General features: G+C 72.1%; 18 protein-coding genes. 2 read left to right on the forward strand and 16 right to left on the reverse strand.

Annotated elements, in window-relative coordinates; translation table 11 throughout:
* Window positions 1-15 precede the first annotated feature (15 nt).
* From ACZ63D_RS01400 to ACZ63D_RS01410, 3 genes are all read right to left on the reverse strand, one after another.
* Window positions 16-1,638, reverse strand: coding sequence for a carboxylesterase/lipase family protein (locus ACZ63D_RS01400; protein ID WP_465352303.1), 1,623 nt, complete (start codon window positions 1,636-1,638; stop codon window positions 16-18).
* A 490-nt stretch (window positions 1,639-2,128) separates the two neighbouring features.
* A complete protein-coding gene (locus ACZ63D_RS01405) occupies window positions 2,129-2,527 on the reverse strand; it encodes a hypothetical protein (protein WP_465352304.1) in 399 nt (132 codons plus the stop codon).
* 262 nt (window positions 2,528-2,789) lie between these two features.
* Window positions 2,790-3,545: a GAF and ANTAR domain-containing protein gene (locus ACZ63D_RS01410; RefSeq protein ID WP_465352305.1), complete on the reverse strand. Its 756-nt coding sequence runs from the start codon at window positions 3,543-3,545 to the stop codon at window positions 2,790-2,792.
* 599 nt (window positions 3,546-4,144) lie between these two features.
* Here ACZ63D_RS01410 and ACZ63D_RS01415 point away from each other — a divergent pair.
* Window positions 4,145-4,459 (forward strand): dsRBD fold-containing protein, encoded by a 315-nt coding sequence (locus tag ACZ63D_RS01415; protein ID WP_465352306.1) that lies wholly within the window; start codon window positions 4,145-4,147, stop codon window positions 4,457-4,459.
* Between the two features lie 720 nt (window positions 4,460-5,179).
* Here the strand turns inward: ACZ63D_RS01415 and ACZ63D_RS01420 are convergent.
* Window positions 5,180-6,880 carry a GAF domain-containing sensor histidine kinase gene (locus ACZ63D_RS01420; RefSeq protein WP_465352307.1) on the reverse strand — a complete coding sequence of 567 codons (1,701 nt, stop codon included), beginning with the start codon at window positions 6,878-6,880 and terminating at the stop codon, window positions 5,180-5,182.
* A gap of 136 nt (window positions 6,881-7,016) precedes the next feature.
* Here ACZ63D_RS01420 and ACZ63D_RS01425 point away from each other — a divergent pair, with 136 nt between their 5' ends.
* Window positions 7,017-7,997, forward strand: a complete 981-nt coding sequence (locus ACZ63D_RS01425; protein ID WP_465352308.1) for an Acg family FMN-binding oxidoreductase — start codon at window positions 7,017-7,019, stop codon at window positions 7,995-7,997.
* An 81-nt stretch (window positions 7,998-8,078) separates the two neighbouring features.
* Here the strand turns inward: ACZ63D_RS01425 and ACZ63D_RS01430 are convergent, their stop codons facing one another.
* The 12 genes from ACZ63D_RS01430 to ACZ63D_RS01485 all read right to left on the reverse strand — a co-directional run bounded on the left by ACZ63D_RS01430 (window position 8,079) and on the right by ACZ63D_RS01485 (window position 19,618).
* Entirely contained in the window at window positions 8,079-8,732 is a 654-nt protein-coding gene (locus ACZ63D_RS01430) for a response regulator (protein ID WP_465352309.1), read from the reverse strand.
* A gap of 71 nt (window positions 8,733-8,803) precedes the next feature.
* A complete protein-coding gene (locus tag ACZ63D_RS01435) occupies window positions 8,804-10,519 on the reverse strand; it encodes a sensor histidine kinase (RefSeq protein ID WP_465352310.1) in 1,716 nt (571 codons plus the stop codon).
* 394 nt (window positions 10,520-10,913) lie between these two features.
* On the reverse strand, window positions 10,914-11,780 hold the full coding sequence (locus tag ACZ63D_RS01440) for a universal stress protein (protein ID WP_465352311.1): 867 nt from the start codon (window positions 11,778-11,780) through the stop codon (window positions 10,914-10,916).
* Entirely contained in the window at window positions 11,777-12,352 is a 576-nt protein-coding gene (locus ACZ63D_RS01445; protein WP_465352312.1) for a CBS domain-containing protein, read from the reverse strand. The genes ACZ63D_RS01440 and ACZ63D_RS01445 overlap by 4 nt, the downstream gene beginning before the upstream one ends.
* A 79-nt stretch (window positions 12,353-12,431) precedes the next feature.
* Window positions 12,432-12,689, reverse strand: coding sequence for a DUF1918 domain-containing protein (locus ACZ63D_RS01450; protein ID WP_465352313.1), 258 nt, complete (start codon window positions 12,687-12,689; stop codon window positions 12,432-12,434).
* A gap of 106 nt (window positions 12,690-12,795) precedes the next feature.
* Window positions 12,796-13,593: a universal stress protein gene (locus tag ACZ63D_RS01455; protein WP_465352314.1), complete on the reverse strand. Its 798-nt coding sequence runs from the start codon at window positions 13,591-13,593 to the stop codon at window positions 12,796-12,798.
* 611 nt (window positions 13,594-14,204) lie between these two features.
* Window positions 14,205-14,870 (reverse strand): CBS domain-containing protein, encoded by a 666-nt coding sequence (locus ACZ63D_RS01460; protein WP_465352315.1) that lies wholly within the window; start codon window positions 14,868-14,870, stop codon window positions 14,205-14,207.
* Window positions 14,871-15,015: 145 nt separating this feature from the next.
* Window positions 15,016-15,417: an Hsp20/alpha crystallin family protein gene (locus ACZ63D_RS01465; protein ID WP_465352316.1), complete on the reverse strand. Its 402-nt coding sequence runs from the start codon at window positions 15,415-15,417 to the stop codon at window positions 15,016-15,018.
* Between the two features lie 148 nt (window positions 15,418-15,565).
* Entirely contained in the window at window positions 15,566-16,378 is an 813-nt protein-coding gene (locus ACZ63D_RS01470; RefSeq protein ID WP_465352317.1) for a universal stress protein, read from the reverse strand.
* Window positions 16,369-16,506, reverse strand: a complete 138-nt coding sequence (locus ACZ63D_RS01475) for a hypothetical protein (protein WP_465352318.1) — start codon at window positions 16,504-16,506, stop codon at window positions 16,369-16,371. Before ACZ63D_RS01475 ends, ACZ63D_RS01470 begins: the two co-directional genes overlap by 10 nt.
* 631 nt (window positions 16,507-17,137) lie before the next feature.
* Window positions 17,138-17,977: an IclR family transcriptional regulator gene (locus tag ACZ63D_RS01480; RefSeq protein ID WP_465352319.1), complete on the reverse strand. Its 840-nt coding sequence runs from the start codon at window positions 17,975-17,977 to the stop codon at window positions 17,138-17,140.
* A 921-nt stretch (window positions 17,978-18,898) separates the two neighbouring features.
* Window positions 18,899-19,618, reverse strand: coding sequence for an HAD family hydrolase (locus tag ACZ63D_RS01485; protein WP_465352320.1), 720 nt, complete (start codon window positions 19,616-19,618; stop codon window positions 18,899-18,901).
* Window positions 19,619-19,771 lie beyond the last annotated feature (153 nt).

A 19,771-nucleotide genomic window follows, 5' to 3' on the forward strand; every position in this document is an offset into this window, starting at 1 on the left:
CCGGCACCGGCGATCTCACTGATGCTGGACGAACGGGGCCAGCGGGTTCCAGAGCCCAGAGCAACGGTGCTGGCGCGGGATCTCGGTGGTGAGCTGGCTGTCCCCCGCCGCGTTCAGGGACATCACAACCGGATTGCGCTCGGTGAACGGATCCCACTGGGGAGTGCCGTCCACGGTGGGGTTTCCGGTGCGGGCGAAGCCGGTCCACTGCGCCACCAGCTGGTCGGAGAGCACCTTCTGGTTGGGGGTGAGCTGCACTCCCGGCGGCGGCGTCAGCAGCATCCCCTCGGCGACGTGGTACGCGCCGTTCGGTTTGGTGGGGTCGAGGAAGAACGCGGGCGGAACGTCGGTGTCGTCCATTTCGTAGGCGAACACCGGGATGTGCCGCGAGAGCCGCTCGTCGTTCAGCAGCGCGGGGCAGACCGAGTTGGAGTCGGCCACGATGGTCCGGAAGGCGAGGAACGGGGCCGGGTTCGGGAAGCGTTTCAGCGGATAGCTTTCGCTGACTTCCTTGGCGTGCTCGCCGTACTGTTGCGCGACCAGCTTGCGATAGTCGTCCGCGGTCGAGGCGGAGGGCAGCTGGACCTCGTCGCGGGCCACGCCGTGCAGCAGCGCCACTTTGTTGACCCGGCCCTTCGCGAACGCCTCCCCGGGCGACATCGGCAGCGTGGTCCCGTTCACGATGGGCGCGATCGTGCCGCTGTCCGGTTTCATCCCGTTGCCCGCCTGTTTCAACAAGGCCGCCACCGGGGCCTTGCGCAAGCACGCACCGGCATTGTCCTGGCATCCCAGCGCTTTGGCGAACCGCGCCCCGGCCTGCTGGGCCTGCTGCTCGTCGGGCAGATCCGCCTTGCAGTCCTGGGGCTGCCATTGAATGTCCGTGCCCAGCAACGAGTTGTACTCGCCGTTCTGGGAAATGCCGCGCTGGAACAAGCCCGCCGCGGTCGGCGAAACGGTGTGGTCGCACACGCTCGAACCGCCCGCGGACGCCCCGTAAATCGTGACGTTGCGCGGATCTCCGCCGAACTTCGCGATGTTGCGCTGCACCCAGCGCAGCGCGGCCTGCTGGTCCTGCAGCCCGTAATCACCCGCGTGCTCGCCGAACGCCGCGTGCGCCAGGAACCCGAAAATCCCCAGCCGGTAATTGACCTCGACGCTGATCACGCGGCCCTCGGTCACGAGCCGGCTCGCGTTCTGCGCTTGCAGGAGAAGGAATCCGCCGCCGTGCAGCTGCACCATGACCGGCAGCTTCCCGTGCCCGGGATTGGCGGGCACGCGCACGTTCAGGTTCAGGCAGTCCTCGGTCTCCGATCCCGGGCCGAGCCCGGCAGGCTGCGGGCAGGCGTTGCCCGGCGCGGTCGCCTCGAACGGCTTGGTCCACTTCGCCGGACGCTGCGGCGGCGCCCAGCGCAGATTCCCGACCGGCGGCGCCCCGTAGCGGATCCCTTCCCACGACCGGACGTCCGGACCGGCGATCCCGCACACCGGCCCGTCGTCGACCGCAACCGTCGTGTTCGGCGAGCACGCCGGCGGCGGCGCGGCGTCGGCCCGGTCGCCCGCCAGGGACGCCGAACCGGCCAGCGACGCCGCCAGCGCGACCGCCGCCAGCGCGGATCCTGTCTTGCCGTCAAGTCTCATCCGTCCTCCTTCGCTCGCGCCTCGCCGGGAGAACACAGCGGCAGGTGCGCGACGCGACGAACGGCGTCCCCGCACCGCGCGCCCGGCCCCGCCGGCCTGGGCTCGACCTCGCCGGCGGCCGTTCCGCCGGTCGTCGCCACGAGAACGGCACGGACCGCTCGTTCCCGCCTGGCTTCCAGTCTGAGCGGCGCGGGAAAAGGCACAACCTCCGTTCGGTCGCGCGGGAACTGTCAAATTCCCGGGCAGAATGGTCTTTGTCGGGGTTGCGGATTCGCCCCGCCGGACCGGCCCGCGGGCGCACCCGGCGAATGCGGTCAATTCTTTCGGCACCGGATACGGAATCCGCGGAAATGCGGGCGACCGGCATTCTGCCCGATTGGCGTTTTTCCGCACGAAGCGCACTGGTCACGCAGCTGGATTCTTGCTCGCGGTGCCGCTGATCAGCTGGCCGATGCGGTTTGCCCGGGCACCGTCACGAAACGGCCTGCAGTCAGCAGGTTTGCCCGCCCGGCAGGCACAGCAGCGGGTGCTCGCGGCCGGTGTTCCATTCCAGCGCCGCGGCGAGCTGCCGGGCCGACAGCCGCGCCTGGACGGCGAGTTCGGCCAGCGACGCCTGCCGCGCGGCCCGGCTCGCCTGGCACAGCAGGCCGAACCACCACTGCTCGTCGATCCAGTCGCGCCGGGCCTTCTCGACCAGCTGGGCCATGTGGTCGTCGCCGCACGCGTAGACGAGCCGCTGGCCGTACCCGGCGAAATCGGCGGCGTCGACGCGCGACGAATCGGGCACGAGCCCGGTCTGGAGTTTCCCCGGCGGGATCTGCTCGCCGCAGCGCTCGCACGATTTCCTGCTCCGGGCACGGAAAACCGGTTCGGAGGACGAAAGCGACATCAGACACTCCGGACTGTCCGCACGAGTTCCAGGCCGCAGATGTCAGAAGCCAGGGGCCAGGGCACGCGGCATCTGCACTTTCCCCGGCAGGGTCCCCGTCGGGACCCGGTCCGGAACACCCACGGTAACCGCGGCCGGGAGGCCTTGCCAAGACGTCCGTCCGGGCGTCGGCCCACCGCCGCGGCACCGGGCTCATGCACGGAGCGGGGCCGTTACGCCCATTCCGGGTGGTTTCCCGGTCGCGGCGGGTGACGCTCGCGGCTCAGGTCCCGACGCGGCCGAGCACCCGTTCCGGCCGCAGTCCCCCGCGCACGACCGCTTCCGCCACCTCGGTGAGCCGTTCGTTGTGCGCGCGGCTGTACCCGCGCAGCCGCTCGAACGCCACGTTCATGCCGAGTCCGCCGGCGTGCGCCAGCACACCCTTCGCCTGTTCGATCACGACCCGGCTGTCGAGCGCGTGCTGCAGCTGCCCGGTCAGCAGCTTCCCGCGCCGGATCGTGCGGTCCTGCAGGATCCCGATCGTCGCGACATTGACCAGCGCGCGAGCCGCACTCAGCGCGGGCCCGCCCACCAGACCCTGGCCGAACAGGTTCAGCGTGCCGATCACCTGCCCGCGCAACCGCAACGGCAACGCCTGCGCGGACCGGAATCCGGCTCGTCCCGCCCGCCGCGCGAACTGCGGCCACCGCGCGGTCTCCGCCGCGACCTCCTCGACGCTCACCGTTTCGCCGCTGCGGTACGCGTCCAGGCACGGCCCTTCCTCGGTCTGCAACCGCAGCAGTTCCGGCGTCTCGGCCCCCTCCGCCGAGGACGCCACCGCTTCCAGGCCACCGCGCTGGTCAGCGAGCAGGATCCCGGCGGCCGAGGCCCCGAGCAGCGTCACGCAGTATCTGGCGAGCCGGTGCAGCATGCCCGCCGCGTCGTATTCGTCGGCCAGCGTGTCGGCCATGTCCACGAAAGCGCGCAACAGCTCGTTTTCGCTCGATGGCCTGACCGCGCCGGCGAACCCGTCGCTCATCGGTTCTCTCCCTCCCCTGGATCAGGTTCCTCGCGGAACTCCGCCGTCTCTTCCGGGCATACGCGGATGCCCTCGGCCGGGCAAGCGGCCGCCCCGCGGAAACCCCGTACTCCGCGGGCACGATTCCGGCGTCGTGGTGCACCGCGGCGCGGCCCGCTGACCACGTCGTCACCAGGCTCCGCGGCGACGCTCGCCTTCGCCGCAACCAGCAATGCGCTGGTCACGAGATCGGCCCCGTGCCGGACCTTCGCCACCTCATCCTCCAGCAGCGCGCCGACCGGTGTCCATCGAGCCTCGCTTCATCCCTCCGCGCCGCAGCGGAAACGCGAATATGCCGCCTGTTCCGGCTTCCATGCCGGACCAGCCACCTTCCTGTCCACAATGGACAAACCCGGCCCCATGGCGCACGATCCCGCCGCGCCCGCGGACGTCCGGCAGGGCTGCGGTGACCTCCGGCCCTATCCCGGCCAGCACCGCGCGCCGCACTATCAGCCCGGACGCCCGGAAACCGACCGGTCGCCCGCAGGGGGACACGACGAGGAGCAGCGAACTTCCGGCCTCCCGGCCGGGCCCGCGCGGTGCACCGGAACGGAGCCGACATGACCGAGATCCCGCAGCAGTGGACCCTCGCCATCGCATTCGACCGGACCGTGCGCTACACCCGCGCCCGGGCAGTCTTGCGGACCGGCGACGGCGACGAATTCTCCGGCGTCGGCCTCGCGCACAGCGGAGCCGAAGGACGCGGCCTCGCACACGTGGCCGGTTACCTGGCCGCCGGACGCGCCTTGTGCGACCTCTCGCAGGAATTGCTGGAGGCAGTCGTGGCCGACGTCGACGACGAACTGAACCACCTCCGCGCGACGGTCCCGGCCAGCCGCACCGCGGATCACCGCCCGGACGCGCTGCGAGCCTGAATCTCGCACCCGCTCAGGCGGATTCCCGGCCGGTGGGCCGTTCTCTCGCATCGACGGGCTGGCGCCCGCGCCGCCCGGCCGAGCATCGGCTCCAAGGCCACCGCCCTCCGGACCGGCTCAGCGGAACCGACCACCCGCACCCCGCCGAAGCCTGCCGCCGCCGCAGGCAGATTCCCCACCCACCAGGCAAGTCCTCTCGCGTCAACAAGGCTCCGGCACCCGCACCGCGCGGCCAACCACCCGATCCAAGCCCACCACCCTCCAGACCGGCTCAGCCGAACCAACCACCCACACCCCGCCCAAGCCCGCCGCCGCAGGCAGATTCCCCACCCACCAGGCAACTTCTCTCGCGTCAACAAGGCTCCGGCACCCGCACCGCGCGACCAACCACCCACTCCAAGGCCACCACCCTCCGGCCCTGCTCAGCGGAACCAACCACCCGCACCCCCGTCCGAACTTGCCGCCACTCAGGCAGTTCCCAACCCGCCGGGCAAGTCCTCTCACATCGACAAAGCTCCGGCACCCGCGCGGCACGACCGAGCATCGGCTCAACGGGTCAACCTCTGTTCCCGGACCGGCTCAGCGGAGCAACCACCCCGCACCCCCGCACTTCCCGACAGCTCAACCACCTCCCCGCGACCGCCGTCCCCAGATCACCCAGTCCGTCGCGCAAAACCCGCGCCTCACCCAGCACCCGCACCCACCGGTCGCCCACGCCCCTCAACTCAACGGCGCCGACCAGTCCAACCGCACCCCGCCACCCGGCCGTGCCCCGACCGTGAACTCCCCTCCCACCGATTCGGCCCGTTCCCGCAGATTCGCCAGCCCGCTCGGCGAAACCCCCTCGGCCAGCCCCCGCCCGTCATCGGTCACCGAAACCCGCACCACCCCGTCCCGCACCGCGACCGACACCGACAGTGCCGACGCACCCGCGTGCCGGACCGCGTTGCTGACGCCTTCCCGCACGACCGCTTCCACCTGCTCGGCCAACTGTGCGGGCACCGCATCCAACGTCCCCGACATGCTCACCGTCGGATGCAACGGCGCATCATCCGTCAACTCCGCAATGGCGTCATGCAACCGGTGCCGCAGCCGCGTCTCCCCCGCCGCACCCCCGTGCAAATCGAAAATCGCCGTCCGGATCTCATGCACGATCTCGTGCAACTGATCAATGCTCTCCTGCAACCGCCACTGCAACTCCGCAGCCTTCGCCCGTCGCTGCGTGCTCTGCATCGCCAGCCCCACCGCGAACAACCGCTGAATCACATGATCATGCAAATCCCGCGCGATCCGATCCCGATCCGACAGCACATCCCGCTCCCGCGCCGCCCGCGCCTGCGCCGCCAACTGCAACGCCAGCGCGGCCTGATCGGCAAACGACGCCAGCACCGGCAACTGGGAGGTCTCGAACGGCGAGGATCCCGGGTCCCGCACCGCGATCAGCACGCCGGAGGTGTGGTCGCCCGCCCGCAGCGGAACCACCAGCGCCGGGCCGCGGCCGGACAGCAGGTCCAGTTCGGCCATCCGGCGCGGGGTCCGGTCCTGGAACACCGCGCCCGGCACGGTTCCGGAGACGGGCATCCGCAGCCCGATCAGGTTGTCCCGGCCGCCCGCGCACACGGTGACGGTCAGCTCGGAGGAATCGGTCTCCCCCTCGTCGGTGTCGAGCCTGCCGGTGCCCGGAAGGGCGAGCATCGTGACGTCCGAGCCGGTCAGCTCCAGCGCCCGGCCCGCGATCAGCTCCAGCGCGTCCACCGGATCGGTGCCGCCGAGCAGCTCCGTCGTCACCTCGCTCGTCGCGCCCAGCCAGCGCTGCCGCAACCGGGCCTGCTCGTACAGATGCGCGTTCTCGATCGCGATCCCCGCCGCCGCGGCCAGCGCTCGCACGATCACCTCGTCGTCGTCGGCGAACTCCGCTCCGTCCTTCTTCTCCGTGAGATACAGATTCCCGAACACCTCGTCCCGCACCCGCACCGGTACGCCGAGAAACGAGTGCATCGGCGGGTGATTGGCCGGAAACCCCACCGACGCCGGATGCGCCGAGATCTCCGGCAACCGCAACGGCTTCGCGTCGTCGATCACCAGCCCCAGCAACCCGTGCCCCTCCGGCAACGGCCCGATCCGCTCCCGCGCCTGTTCGTCGATGCCCAGATACACGAACTCCGCCAGCGCGCCGTCGTCGCCTAGCACCCCCAAGGCGCCGTAGTGCGCGTCACCGAGTTCCACCGCGGCCTGCACGATCCGGTGCAGGGTGGCGTCCAGCTCCAGCCCCGACGCGACCGCCAGCACCGCTTCGAGCAGTCCGTCCATTTTGTCCCGGGCACCGATCAGCAGCTCGATCCGCTCCTGCAGATCGCGCAGCGTCTCCCGCAGACTCAGCTGCGACAGAGTTCCCGACAGCTTCCGGATGGGTTCCGGCATCAGACCTGCTTTCGGTCGTCGGCGTCGTCAGACAGATGACTTTCGCCCCTGTGCGTCCTCTCCCGCCGGACGCATGCTGAACGGAATGAGCGGGCACGGACCAGTGTCCCCGCCTTTCGCTGTCCCGGGGAGAAGGATGACCCTTCAGGTGGCGCCGTCCGGTCTGCTCAGCGCCGACCAGGTGGCGTCGGTGCTGCGCCGCGCCATCCTCGCCCCGTCCACGTACAACACCCAGCCCTGGCTGTTCAGCAGCGGTCCGGCGGGCATCGGGGTGCACGCGGACGCCGACCGCACCCTTCCCGTCGCCGACCCGGACCGGCGCGAGCTGCTGCTGTCCTGCGGGGCCGCGCTGTTCAACCTGCGCACCGCGGTCCACGCGACCGGCGTACAGCCGGCCACCAGCTACTTCCCTCGCCGCGGCGACCCCGACCTGCTCGCCCTCGTGCGCCCGCGAGCCGCGGCCGCGACCGACCGCAAGCTCGCCGCCCTCGCCGAGGCGATTCCGCTCCGGCGCACCAACCGCACGCCGTTCACCGCCAAACCGATTCCGCCCGGGACGCTGGGAGCCCTTCGGCACGCGGCCGAGGTCGAACACGCCTGGCTGCCGCGGCTCGACGACGACCAGCTCGCCGGGCTCAAGGAGCTCAGCCGGGAAAGCCACCGGCTCCAGACCGGCGACCCGGCCTTCCGGTCCGAATGGCAGCGCTGGACCGGCCGGGGGCGCCACCAGCGCGACGGCGTGCCGTTCGCCGCCGGAGGGACCGTCACCGCGGACGACGCCTGGGTCCTGCGCGATTACGGCGACGGCACCCGCGCGCCGGGCGCGCCGCCGCTGGTCGTCGTGATCGGGACGTTCGCCGACCTGCCGATCGACCGGCTGCGCGCCGGGCAGGCCATGCAACGCGTGCTGCTCACCGCCACGGCGGCCGGGATCGACGCGTCGTTCATCTCCCAGCCGGTGGAGGTGCCCGCGATCCGCGACCGGCTGCGAGACCTGCTCGGCGGCGGGCTGTGGCCGCAGATCGTGCTGCGCCTCGGCTACGGCGCCGCCGTCCCGCGGACTCCGCGCCGGGCGTTGGAGGACGTGCTTGTCGCACCGTCGTCGCTGAGCGTCTGAGCACGCTGTTCTGTCGCCGCAGCCCGGCAAACCCGCACCGCGGACTCCTTGCCGCACAAGCGAAACCGCCGCACCCGGCAGTCAACCACCCGGACGGCGCGGACGACCGCGCAGCTCCGTCGCCAGCACCGCCGCCTGCGTACGCCGCTCCATCCCGAGCTTCGTCAGCAGCCGCGACACGTAATTCTTCACCGTCTTCTCCGCCAGGAACATCCGTTCGGAGATCTGCCGGTTCGTCAGCCCCTCCCCGATCAACCCCAGCAACGTCCGCTCTTGCTCCGACAGCTGCGCGAGCGGTCCCCGCTGTTTCTCCGCGCTGTCGCGCAGTTTCGCCATCAACGCGGCCGCCGCGTGCGCGTCCAGCAACGACTTCCCCGCCCCGACCTCCCGGACCGCCGCGATCAGGTCGAAGCCCTTGATGTCCTTGAGGACGTACCCGGCGGCGCCGGCCATGACCGCGTCCAGCATCGCCTGCTCGTCGGTGTAGGAGGTGAGCATCAGGCATTTCAGGTCCGGCGACCAGGACCGCAGCGCGCGGGCGAGTTCGATGCCGTTGCCGTCGGGCAGCCGCACGTCGAGCACCGCCACGTCCGGCCGCAGCGCCGGGATCCGGGCCAGCGCCTGCGCGACGTCGCCCGCCTGGCCGACCACGGCGATCTCCGGATCCTCCTCCAGCAGGTCGGCGACCCCGCGCCGGACCACCTCGTGATCGTCGACCAGGAAAACGCGCAGCATCGGTCCTTCTCCCGCCTCGGGTTCGGTCGTGCGTCGCCACCGCGGCGCGCGCAGTGCTCAATTGTCAGTGCTCAATTGTCGTCCGGCGGCCGGTTTCGCACCGGCACCGACCAGCTCAGCCGCGAGCCCCCGGCGACGGTCAGCGTCCCGCCGCGGCGGCTCGCCTGCTCGGCCAGCGCCGCCAGCGCGGGAGCGGCGGACACCGCGACGTCGCCGGCGTCCTCGTACCGGACGGTCACCGTCGTCCGCACCGGTTCCGCTTGGATCTCGACCGCCACCGAATCGGCCGCGGTGTGCCGGGCGACCAGCCGCAGCGCGTCGGCGAGCAACGGCACCACGACGTCCGAGTGCACCGGGTCGAGCTTCCCGGTCAGCTGCGTCGACACCGCCAGCCCCAGTTCCTCGCGGGCTTGCGCCAGCACCCGCAGCACCTGGTCGCGGACCGGCTCCGGCGCGGGCGCCACGACGTCGTCCAGCCGGAAAACGGTCCGCCGCACGTGATTGATCACGTCGTCCAGGTCGGCGATCGTCTCGCGCAGCCGGGCCGCGACGACCGAGGACCGGGCGAGCCCCGCCGTGGTCTGCAGCGACAGCCCGGCGGCGTAGAGCCGGCTCAGGATCTCGCCGTGCAGCCGCGCCGCGATCCGGTCGCGTTCGTCGTGCAGCGCGGCGTCCTCGCGCTCGGCCCGCGCCCGCGCCAGTTCGAGCGCCACCGCCGCCTGGTCGGCGAACCAGGCCGCGATCTCCAGGTCGTCGGCGGTGAACCCGTGGCGGCCGGCCAGCCGGGCGACGGTCAGCACCCCGGCCACGGTCCCGTTCCCGGCGAGCGGCACCAGCATCACCGAATCGAGGTTCAAGCTGAGCGCCGAGGGCACCGACAGCCGCGCCAGCTCGTCCGGCCACGAAGCGATCCTCGGCTCGCCGCTGGCGAACACCGTGCCGGACACAGTGGACGCGGTGAGCAGTTCCCGGCCGGCCAGTTCCTCCGCTCCGGCCCCGACCGCGCGCTCGACGCGCAAGTAGCCTTCCCGCTCCGCCGGGCGGCTCACCGAGACCAGGTCCGCGGACGCGAGCGCCCGCGCGTAGTCCACGACGCGGCCCAGCGGATCGCCGACCTCCGCGGACAGCAGTTCTCTCGTCACCGCCGCGGACGCGCGCAGCCATTCCTGCTGGTTCCGCGCGGTCTCGTACAGCCGGGCGTTTTCGATCGCGCTGCCCGCCGTCGCGGCGAGCGCGAGCGCCAGCTGTTCGTCTTCGTCGCTGAACTGGCCCTGTTCGGCGTCGGCGAGATAGAGGTCGCCGAACAGCTCGCCGCGCACCCGGACCGGGACGCCGAGGAAGCTCGTCATCGGCGGATGCCCCTCGGGGAACCCGGTCGACCGGGGATCGTCCTGCAGCCGGGCCAGCCGCACCGGACGCGGGTCCTCGACGACCGCGCCGAGCAGGCCCTTGCCCTCGGGCAGCCTGCCGATCCGCTCGACCGCCTCCGGGTCCATCCCGGTGTGCACGAATTCGGAGAGCCGTCCGTCCGGGCCGATCACGCCCAGCGCCGCGTACCGCGCCCCGATCAGTTCGGTCGCGGATTCCACGAGGCGGCGCAGCAGCGCCGGCAGCGCGAGGCTCCCGGTGATGGACTGGGTCGCGCGCAGGAGCCCGCGCAGCCTGCCCTGCGTGCTGATGACCTCCTGGGCGCGTTCCACCAGTTCGCCGAGAAGCTGGTCCAGCTCCATCCTCGGCTGGTCGGGGAAGGTCAGTTTCGTCGTTTCGGGTGTGTCCCGCTGGTTCACCCCGGCTCCTGCCCGTCCGGCCCCCGCGTCCCGCCCGCGGTGCCACTGGGAATTCAGTCTCGCGGTTCGCGCGAGGGGCCGTCAAGCGAGCGGAAAGGGCACGTCCGCGATTTTCCGCGCTGCACGGGAAAACGGGCGTGCCGGTTTTCCGTCGCGGGGAATCGCGGGGAAAATCGTCCCGCCCGACCCCTTGCCCCGCGCGGCGGAAGCGGCGATTCGGCCGCGCGCCGCAAGGCCGAACGGCGGCACTGGCTCGTCACGGCGGACTGGCGCGAACGGCGGCGGAATGGTCGTTGCGAGCGAATTTCGATCATCGCCGGAATCGCCCGCGCTCCGTCCGGGGCATTCCGGATCCCCCGGTCGTTGTCATTTCACCAGCCGGGCGCGGGACGGCTCAGCGCCGGGCCTCCGGCCGCACCACGAGGACCGGGCAGGAGGCGTGGTTGATCAGCGCCTGGCTGGTCGAACCCAGCAGCATTCCGGCGAACCCGCCCCGGCCTCGGGTGCCGACGACCATCAGCTGCGCCCGCTCCGACTCCTCCAGCAGCACCTGCCGCGGCCGGTCGCGGACCAGTTTCCGGCGCACCTCGACGTCGGGGTACTTCTCCTGCCAGCCGTCGAGCCGCTGCGCGAGCAGCCGTTCCTCGACCGGCGCGCCGCGGGTTTCCCATTCCGGCTCCGGACGCGCGGTGTGCTCGATCGCGTCGCACACGACGTCGGCCCAGGCGTGCACCGCGACCAGCGGGACCCGCCGGGAACTGGCTTCTTCGAACGCCGCCGCGATCGCCGCCTCGCTGTTCGGGCTGGTGTCGACGCCGACCGCCACCGGTCCGGCGAGCGGGACCGGGCCGTCGCCGCGGCGCCCGCGGACCACCACGACCGGGCAGCCCGCGTCGCCCACGACCGCGGCGACCGCCGCACCGGCCAGCATGCTGGTGAACCCGTCGGCCCCGGTGCGGCCGAGCACGACCATCCGGGCGTCCCGGGACCGGTCGATCAGCAGGTCCGGCGCGGAGTCGGTGTACACCTCGCTGCGGAACCGCAGGGGCTCGTCTTCCCCGGCGGGCGCGAAGGATCCGCCGTCGGAGGGCCCGTCCTCGAAAAGCGGCACCGGCCCGGCGGGCACCGCTGCCTGCAGGCAGTGCACGAGCTCCAGTTCGAGATCGCGGCCCGCGGCGAGCCGGGCGGCCCAGCGCACCGCTTCGGCCGCGCCGTCCCATCCGCCGATCCCGACGAGCACGGTGCGGCTCGGGCCGGTCATCCGCGCGTCCCGTCGCCGGCCGGGCCCGCGCCCACCACGCCGGGCACCGCGAGCGCCAGCAGCGTCGCGACGTCGCGGTCGGTTTCGTCGTCGTACCGGTCGGTGATGCGCACGATCCCTTCGTGCACCTCGACTTTCCAGCGGCCGGTCCCGCCGTAGACCTCGAGCCGGTGCCGCACGGCGGCCGCGATGGCGGTGTCGGCGCGGGCGAGCACGCGGACCACGTCGCCGCGCGTCACGATGCCGACCACCCGGGAGCCCTCGACGATCGGCATCGCCTGGCTCTTCGCGTCCACCAGCTCCCGGCAGACGTCGGCGAGGTCCGCGCCGGGCGGCATCCCGGCGGCGGGCGAGGTCATCACCGCGCCGACGGTCGTCTCGATCGCTCCGGGAGAGCGCGGATGGCGCGGCCCGAGCTCCGCCTGGGTGACCATGCCGACGAGCCGGCCGTCGTCGTCGACCACCGGCAGCGCGGGATAGCCGCGGCCGGCGAGAATCCCGGCAGCCTCGTCGGCGGAGGTCCACGGACGCACAGTCTCCGCAGGCGAGGACATCAGATCGCGTGCGCGCATCGAACCCGTCCTTTCACTGGCACTCGTCCGAAAGTAGGAGACGGACCCGGTCGCGCACGCCGGTCCGGAGTCACCGGCGCTAGGGACCAACGTCCTCAGTGCCGCGGCGGGGGCGGTTCCCGGCGCGGCGGGAGCGCGGAGCTTTCCGCTCGGCCTCGGTGAGCACGACAGCGTCCGGGCCGGGGAAGATCGTCGAGACGTAGCCGCCGAGGAACCAGCGGACGGTGAACGGCGGACCGCCGTCCGGGGTCCCGACCGCGACGATGCGTCCGTGCCGGTCCGGGAACTCCGCCCGGACGCTTTTCACCACCAGCCAGTCGCCGGGCTGTGCGCGCATCGCTCCTCCTCGGTCCGGTCACGGGTGCGGGGAAAGGTCCGGCGCTCGGCGGCCGGGACGTCCGTTTCGGCGAAGGGACCGGCTACGCGAGGCTTTCCCCGGCTTTTCACCGGAACTCCCCTCGCACGACCGCGACCGGGCACGCCGCGCGCGCGAGCAGCCGGTTGCCGGTGGACCCGAGCAGCCCGCCGGCCGGTCCCTGGCCGCGGCTGCCGATCACGACCAGCTGCGCGCCCTCGACCGCCATCAGCGCCCGCCCCGCCGAGCGCTCCCGCACCGCCTGGATCCGCACCGCGACGTCCGGATGCTTGTCTGCCCACGCGGCGACGCACTCGCGCAGCGCGCAGTCCTCCTCGGCCGCCCGCCCCGGCTGATCCGACTGCCAGGCGCGCACCACGACGAGCGGGACCCGCCTGCGCGCCGCCGCCTCGAACGCGAACTCGCCAGCGCGCTCGTCACCCGTCACCCCGACCACGACCGCCCCGTCCGGCAGCGCCCGCCCGCGCACGACGACCACCGGGCAGTACGCGCCCGCCGCCACCCGCAACGCGACCGAGCCGATCGCCGCCCCGCGCCGCCCGCCGAGCCCGTGCGAACCCAGCACCACCAGCGACGCCGACAGCGATTGCCGGACCAGCAGATCGACCGCGGCCCCAGCCCGCACGACCGGCCGGACCGCCACTCCCGGCGCGGCTTCCTCGGCGACCTGCGCGGCGCGGCCCAGCCACCGATGCGCGCGGGAACACCGCTCCCGCACCTGCCGCTCGGCGGTCCCGGCCTGGAACAACCGCAGCAGGCAGCCCCGGCGCCTCGCCTCCCCGGCCGCCCAGCGGACCGCCGCCAGCGAGGCCTCCGACTCGTCCACCCCGACGACCACCCCGCCGTCGGGCTCCTTCCCGGCCACCGCCGCCTCCCCCCTTCCCGCCGCCGGTTCCGGCAGCGGGATCCACGGTGGCCTTGCCCGGGACCGGCCCGGCAGGGGCCGAAGTCCCTTCCCGCAGGGACGAAAGCGCATCTGCGGCGACGGGTCGGGTGGCGGGGGTTCGCCTGCCGGGTGTGGCGAGCGGTGTGTGGGGGCGCGGCGAACCGGGGGGCTGGTCGGTCGGGAATTCTGCCCCGCAGGCTAGAGCCCGACGGGGGACGCGACAGCATCGCGAGGTGCCCCACGGGGGAACGGCGACCGGAACACGGCGAGGGCGAGCCAGGACCCGCCCGGTCGGGAATTCCGCTCCATCGGCACGAACCTGACGCCGCACGGCGGCACTGCAGTCGGCAGACAGCCATTACGCTCGGCCACACAGAAACCGGCACGCCGCTGCGGATCGAGCCGAAGGCCCAGTCCGCAGCCTTGCCCGGGGGCACGTCATCAGCACGAACCCCACCGCTCCACAGCGGGCAGCTTCCCCACAGCCGCCCATCAAAGCCTTCGCCCACCCCCCTGCCCGAAAGGGAAACGGCCACCGTCCGAAAAGGACAGCGGCCGTTCTTCCCGCCGGGCGGCGGGGAATCGGGGGGTCACCCGGGCAGTCCGCCCGCGGCCGGTTCCTCGGCCAGGACGAGCCGGGCGTCCACGCCCACCCGCAAATGCTCCTTCACCGCCACCACGCCGTCCACGCGGCCGACCAGCGCCAGCAGCACCGGGATCACCGGAACGACGCTGTGCCGCTCGACCGTTCCGGTGAGCGACACGACGCCGTCGCGCACCGCGATGTCCAGCGACGCCGGGTCGAGGCACAGTTCGCGGTCCAGGACCTCGTCGCGCACCTCGTCGCGGATTTCGCTGTCCGGCCGCAGGAACACCCGTCCGACGTCGCCGCGCGTGACGAGACCGGCCAGGGTGCGGTCGGTTCCGAGCACGGGCAGGCGGTGCACCTGGCGGGCGTTCATCAGCCGGACCGCGCACACGACGTCGTCGTCCACGCCGACAGTCACCGGCGGCGTGCTCATCGCCTCGGCGACCGTCCCGGTCTTGCGCCGCCTCCCGAAACCTCGGCCGGACCGCCGCCTCGCGAGATCGCCGCGGGTGACGAAGCCGAGGACCCGGCCGTCCTCGCCGACCACCGGCGCACCGCCCACATCGCGCCGCTCCAGCACGGCGAGAGCGGCTTCGGCCGGAGTGTCCGGCTCGACCGCGGTGACGTCAGCCGTCATCACGGCCCGGATCTGGCGGCTTCTCTTCATCTCGGGCTCCTCACCGCGGGGAATCAGCACGCGTGGCCGGGGTTCGGCCGACCGGGCGACGGCCCAGCAGGCAACGCGCCTTAGCACGGGCCGCCGAACCAGCGGGCAACAGCGTCCATATGGGACTGTTCAGGAAGCCGTCGCCCTACTCGGCCTGGATCTTGATCTGCTTCTCGTGCGGCTGCGCGGCGAGCGGCATCGAGATCTCGAGGATGCCGTCGGCGTAGCGCGCGGTCACCTCGCTGGTCACCGCTCCGGCGGGCAGGTGGACCGTGCGGGTGAACTTGCCGTAGGAGAACTCGCTCCGGCCCTCGAAGTGCCTGCGCTCCTCGCGGTCCGCCTCGACGGTCAGCATCCCTTCGTGCGCCGTGACGGAGATGTGCTTCTCCGGGTCGAAACCCGGCAGTTCGGCGCGGACGGTGTAAGTCCCGCCTTCGGTGAATTCCTCGATGCGCACCGGGTGGTGGTCGAAAAACGGCCAGGGCCGGTCGAGCCAGGCGGCGATGTTCGGCAGCGCCATCCGGGAACTGGGCAGCAGTGACGTCATTGCGCGCTCCTTTCTCGCAAACGGTGTCGCCTCTCCAGGAAACCGCGCCTGCCCGCCATCGCGACGCGGCCGGACTGCCCGAAGTCCAAGGCCGAAAGTCACAGACCGGGCGGCCCTCGCTCCGGAAACCGCCGGACTCGCCCGAGGCTCAGCGCGCCACCGCCACCGGGCAGGCCGCGTGCGCCAGCAGCCAGTACCCCGTCGAGCCGAGCAATCCGCCCGCCAGCGGGCCGCGCGCCCGTGCCCCGGCGACGATCAGTTGCGCACCAGCCGAAATCCCGGACAGCGCACGCGCCGCCGAGCGCACCCGCACCACGTGCACGCGCACCGGCACGATCGGATGCTTGCGGGACCACGCGGCCACTTGTTCCCGCAATCCGGCTTCCCGGCCCGGACGGCCGTCGTGCCAGGCGTGCACCGCCTCGATTCCGGCACCGCGGGAAACGGCGGCTTCGAAGGCGAAAGCGAGTGCGCGTTCGCCGCCGTCGGCGTCGTCGAGGCCGACCACCACCGGCCCGTCCTCCGCCGCACTGCCCCGGATGACCACCACCGGACAGCGTGCGGACGCGGCCGCCCGCAACGCCACCGACCCGATCGTCCCGTCTCGCGCACCGCCCAGCCCGTGCGCGCCCAGCACGAGCAATCCGGCTTCGTCGGACAGCGCGGCCAGCAGTTCGGCCGCCGTCCCGAGCCGGACGCACATCCGCACCGGGACCGCGGGCGCGGCCTCGCGGGCGGTTTCGGCCGCCTGCCGCAGCAGCCGGCGAGCGGGCTCCAGCACCAGTTCGGCGTCGCCGGGCGGTTTTCCGTGCGGGAGCAGGTCCGGGTCGTCGCACAGTTCGGCGTGGAACACCACGAGCCCGGCGCCGCGCCGCCCGGCCTCGACCGCCGCCCAGCGAACCGCCGCGAGCGCGGCCGTGGACCCGTCGACCCCGGCGACCACCGGCCGGCTCACCGCCATTGCTCCAGATTCTCCTCGCCCGCAAGGGGTTCTGCGGCTCGCCGGCAGAGCGCGGCAGCGTGCTTGCCGCGTCCGGCGGGCGGGCGACGGGCGGTCTCCGGCAACGGAGCCCTCCGCTCTTCGTCCATCACTTGCCTCCTTCGGCCGGTTCCTCGTCGTATCGCGGCCGACGCTAGGCTGCCGCAGTCCGGTGCCACTGCGGGCGGACGTCCGCGTAGTGGGAGTCTTTGGTCCCAGCACGAAAGGCGCTGCGGCCCTCCGCTCCGGTTCGGCGCGCAGATCGTGGTCTGGGCTCCCGAACGGGCTGCGCTGTTCAGCGGTCGCGGGGACGAAAATGCTTGCCGGAGCGCGGATCCAGCCCGGCCGCTCCGCCGCTCGCCGGACCGGGCACGGCCCGTCCGAGGGGACAGGATGGCCCGATCAGCGGACGCCGCAACGAAATTCCGGACAGCACAGCAGGATCGCGCGAAGTACGAGGCGGCCTCGCAAAGCACGGACGAGTGGTCCGTGAAGGGCTCCTCGCGGGAGTCAGCCTCCCCAAGGCGACCTTCCCGGACCGCTGAGGAAAAGAAAGCCACGCGCCCGAGCCAGTGCCGCACGACGGCTGCTGAGCAACCTCACCGCGCCCCAGAACACGGGCTCAACCGGCTGGCTGAACCGAAACCCGGCGCGGCACGGCGAGCCCGCCCCCGGGAACTAGCGAGACGAGCGGAAAGTTGCGCCATTCCCCCGAACGCGCTTGCGCCTTCCGGACGTCTCTCAGCGTCGCGGCTGTTCCACCGGACGGCCGGATTTCGCGTTGCGCCAATCAGCCGCCACCGTTTCCCGGAGGATGCGCTGCGCGGTCATCCGGGTCGCCTGCAGCGACGCGTGAGCTTCCCGCGAATTGAACACCCGGCGCGGGGCGGCCACGCTCAGCGCGGCCACTGCCGTCCCGGTCACGTTGAAGACCGGGACCGCCGCGGCGAGCAGCGCGCCGGGGATGCGCGGGTTGAACGACACTTCGCGCTGCCTGATCTCGCGCAGTTCCGCGCTCAGCCAGGCCGGGAGACCGCTGCCGTTCTCGTCTTCGCCGCGATAGCCCGCGAAGACCGCGAAGCGCGCGGCGAGGCCGGGGTCGAACGCCATCAGCACCCTTCCCGCCGCGCTTCCGGCCAGCTGCGAATCGTTTTCGATCCGCTCGGCCAGCGAGCAGTATCCGCTGCTGTAGATCAAATGCACGAAATCGACCACGTTGCCGCTTGCCACGCCGAGGCCGACCAGATAGCCGGTCCGCCAGTGGATGTCGATGAGCGACGGGAGAATTCTTCTGCGCAGCCGTTGCAGTTCCTGCGTCGAACCCGGTCTGGCGAGCCGGCACACCGCTTCCCCGTGCCGGTAATGGTATCCGGCCCGGACCACCATTCCGTATCCCTGCATCTCGGCGAGAAGCCGGTGCACGGTGCTTTTCGGCAGCCGGGTCGACCGCGATATCTCGCTCAGCGTTTCGATCCCGCCCGAATCCCGAATGGCGCTCAGGATCGAAAGCGCCCGGGGAATCGGCCTGCGCGGCACCACGCTCGTGCAAGCCCACCGCCCGTTATCGTCACTTGTAGTCACGACCGCAACCTCCACCGACTCCACCAGTCCCTCGTGCGCACGCGCCGTCCGGCCCGCCGGGAGCCTCGTCCCGCGTGCTTCGGCGCGGCTGCGCGGCCGCTGCCCTGTGCGGCCCCGGCGTCTGCGCCGCGCACCGGCGGCACCGCGCCCCGCTGCCGTCCGATCCGCTCGCCACCCGCGTCTTTCCCGAAACAGTCGTGCTCTCGCGCCTTCATGCTTGCCCAGGAGGGCGTCCAGCACAACCGGTCGCACCCGTTCACTGAAAGAGATCGCCCCAGTGGCGCAGCGCGTTGGCCTGCACGCGTCGTCTCGCGACGGATCCGTCCCCGAAACCGGCCGCCAGTGGTGACACTGAGTAGCCGGGGCACGCTCGCGCAGCATCGTTGCTCGCGGGCCGTGACAATGGCGTCCCGCCGCTTTTCGCCCGGCGAAGAACCCGGGCGGAACGCCGGGCGAATCCTGCGCACACTCGGGCCGGTCCCGAGAATATTCCGGGCATTCCCGCGTTTTCCCCGGAGGGCGTCAGCGGCTTAGGGCAGCGCCGCCGCCGTTTCGGTCCCCGCACCCCGCGATCGGCGAGCGAGTCCGGTTCCGAACCGGCGATCGGCCGGCCGGCCACGGCGGCGGGGTTGGTGCCGCCGGTGCCGACATCGGGAGAACGAGCGGAAACCGTTTCCGGCGACCGCCACGCCTCCGCCGAACGACCATACCAGTACTCGGTCGACGGCGAGCGACCAAATGAAAACGCAGAGCGATGTTCCAGCGCACGGAACAGAGGCTTGACATCCGGGTGACGACCGAAGAGTCCGCACCAGCGAGCTACGCGATCCGACTTGATTGCGTTGCGCCACAGCGTAATTGCTCACCGAACCCGCACCCGGCTCGCGAATCCGAAGCGAGCGCACCATTTCCCGCCTCGGGTCACGCCGCCGCGGCACTGGAGAGCAGCCGCGCGCACACCCGCAGGATCGTCCGCCGGTCGGCGACCTGCCAGGGCTGTCCGGCGGAAAGCCGCCGAAGCTCCGCGTCCGGTTCGAAGGCCACGGCTTTGCCCACGCACGGAAAGATTTCCGCGTCCGAGGCGGCATTGCCGATGGCGAGCGAGTTCTCCGCGTCGAACCCGGTCGCTTCGGCCAGGAAGCGGACGAAAGCTCGTTTGCCGCCGGCCGCGCCCGGCGCGGACAGCAGTCGTCCGGTGAACCTGCCGTCGGCCACCTCGACGACGGCGCCGTGCCCGCCGGACAGGCCGAGGTCCCTCGCCGCCTCCTGCACCGGGAAATCGTGGTTGCCCGACAGCAGCTGGATCCGGTGCCCGCTCGCCCGCAGCAGCGAAAGCAGTTCCGGGACGAAGGAAAACAGTTTCCCCCGGCTCGCCCGCCAGGTTTTCTCGGCGGCGAACCGGGCCTGTTCGACCGGCGCGCCTTTCATCGCGAGCGCGTACAGCCGGTAGATCTCGTCCGTCAGCCCGGGCGGCGCTTTGTCCGCCGCCGAGAACTGGTCGATCGCTTCCAGGCAGGACAGCCCCGCTTGCCGGTCGCAGGTCCCGTCGTCGAGCAGGACCTGCAGATAATGCCTCGAAGTGTGTCCGGGCAGCAGGGTTCCGTCCAAGTCCAGAATGGCGTATTTCGTCGCGTGGTTCATGAGTCGCGCAGATTCTTCGCAGCCACGAAAACAGCCCTTCCGTGTGCGCTTCGGATGATGATCCGCGCTGACGGTACAGCGGCGCGCGGCCGGCCGAGCAGCTTGTTCCATGCCCCGGGACACCAGCCCCGGCGCTCGCTGCCCCGGCCCGGC

This window comes from Amycolatopsis sp. NPDC104775 (genome assembly GCF_055583325.1).

Excerpts from the sequence above, each read along its gene's own strand:
- ACZ63D_RS01460 (WP_465352315.1), bottom strand. The coding sequence starts at position 14,870 with ATGAAGAGAAGCCGCCAGATCCGGGCCGTGATGACGGCTGACGTCACC.
- ACZ63D_RS01450 (WP_465352313.1), bottom strand. The coding sequence starts at position 12,689 with ATGCGCGCACAGCCCGGCGACTGGCTGGTGGTGAAAAGCGTCCGGGCG.
- ACZ63D_RS01425 (WP_465352308.1), top strand. The coding sequence starts at position 7,017 with ATGACCCTTCAGGTGGCGCCGTCCGGTCTGCTCAGCGCCGACCAGGTG.
- ACZ63D_RS01430 (WP_465352309.1), bottom strand. The coding sequence starts at position 8,732 with ATGCTGCGCGTTTTCCTGGTCGACGATCACGAGGTGGTCCGGCGCGGG.
- ACZ63D_RS01485 (WP_465352320.1), bottom strand. The coding sequence starts at position 19,618 with ATGAACCACGCGACGAAATACGCCATTCTGGACTTGGACGGAACCCTG.
- ACZ63D_RS01405 (WP_465352304.1), bottom strand. The coding sequence starts at position 2,527 with ATGTCGCTTTCGTCCTCCGAACCGGTTTTCCGTGCCCGGAGCAGGAAA.
- ACZ63D_RS01470 (WP_465352317.1), bottom strand. The coding sequence starts at position 16,378 with ATGGCGGTGAGCCGGCCGGTGGTCGCCGGGGTCGACGGGTCCACGGCC.
- ACZ63D_RS01400 (WP_465352303.1), bottom strand. The coding sequence starts at position 1,638 with ATGAGACTTGACGGCAAGACAGGATCCGCGCTGGCGGCGGTCGCGCTG.
- ACZ63D_RS01440 (WP_465352311.1), bottom strand. The coding sequence starts at position 11,780 with ATGACCGGCCCGAGCCGCACCGTGCTCGTCGGGATCGGCGGATGGGAC.
- ACZ63D_RS01465 (WP_465352316.1), bottom strand. The coding sequence starts at position 15,417 with ATGACGTCACTGCTGCCCAGTTCCCGGATGGCGCTGCCGAACATCGCC.
- ACZ63D_RS01475 (WP_465352318.1), bottom strand. The coding sequence starts at position 16,506 with ATGGACGAAGAGCGGAGGGCTCCGTTGCCGGAGACCGCCCGTCGCCCG.
- ACZ63D_RS01420 (WP_465352307.1), bottom strand. The coding sequence starts at position 6,880 with ATGCCGGAACCCATCCGGAAGCTGTCGGGAACTCTGTCGCAGCTGAGT.
- ACZ63D_RS01445 (WP_465352312.1), bottom strand. The coding sequence starts at position 12,352 with ATGCGCGCACGCGATCTGATGTCCTCGCCTGCGGAGACTGTGCGTCCG.
- ACZ63D_RS01410 (WP_465352305.1), bottom strand. The coding sequence starts at position 3,545 with ATGAGCGACGGGTTCGCCGGCGCGGTCAGGCCATCGAGCGAAAACGAG.
- ACZ63D_RS01415 (WP_465352306.1), top strand. The coding sequence starts at position 4,145 with ATGACCGAGATCCCGCAGCAGTGGACCCTCGCCATCGCATTCGACCGG.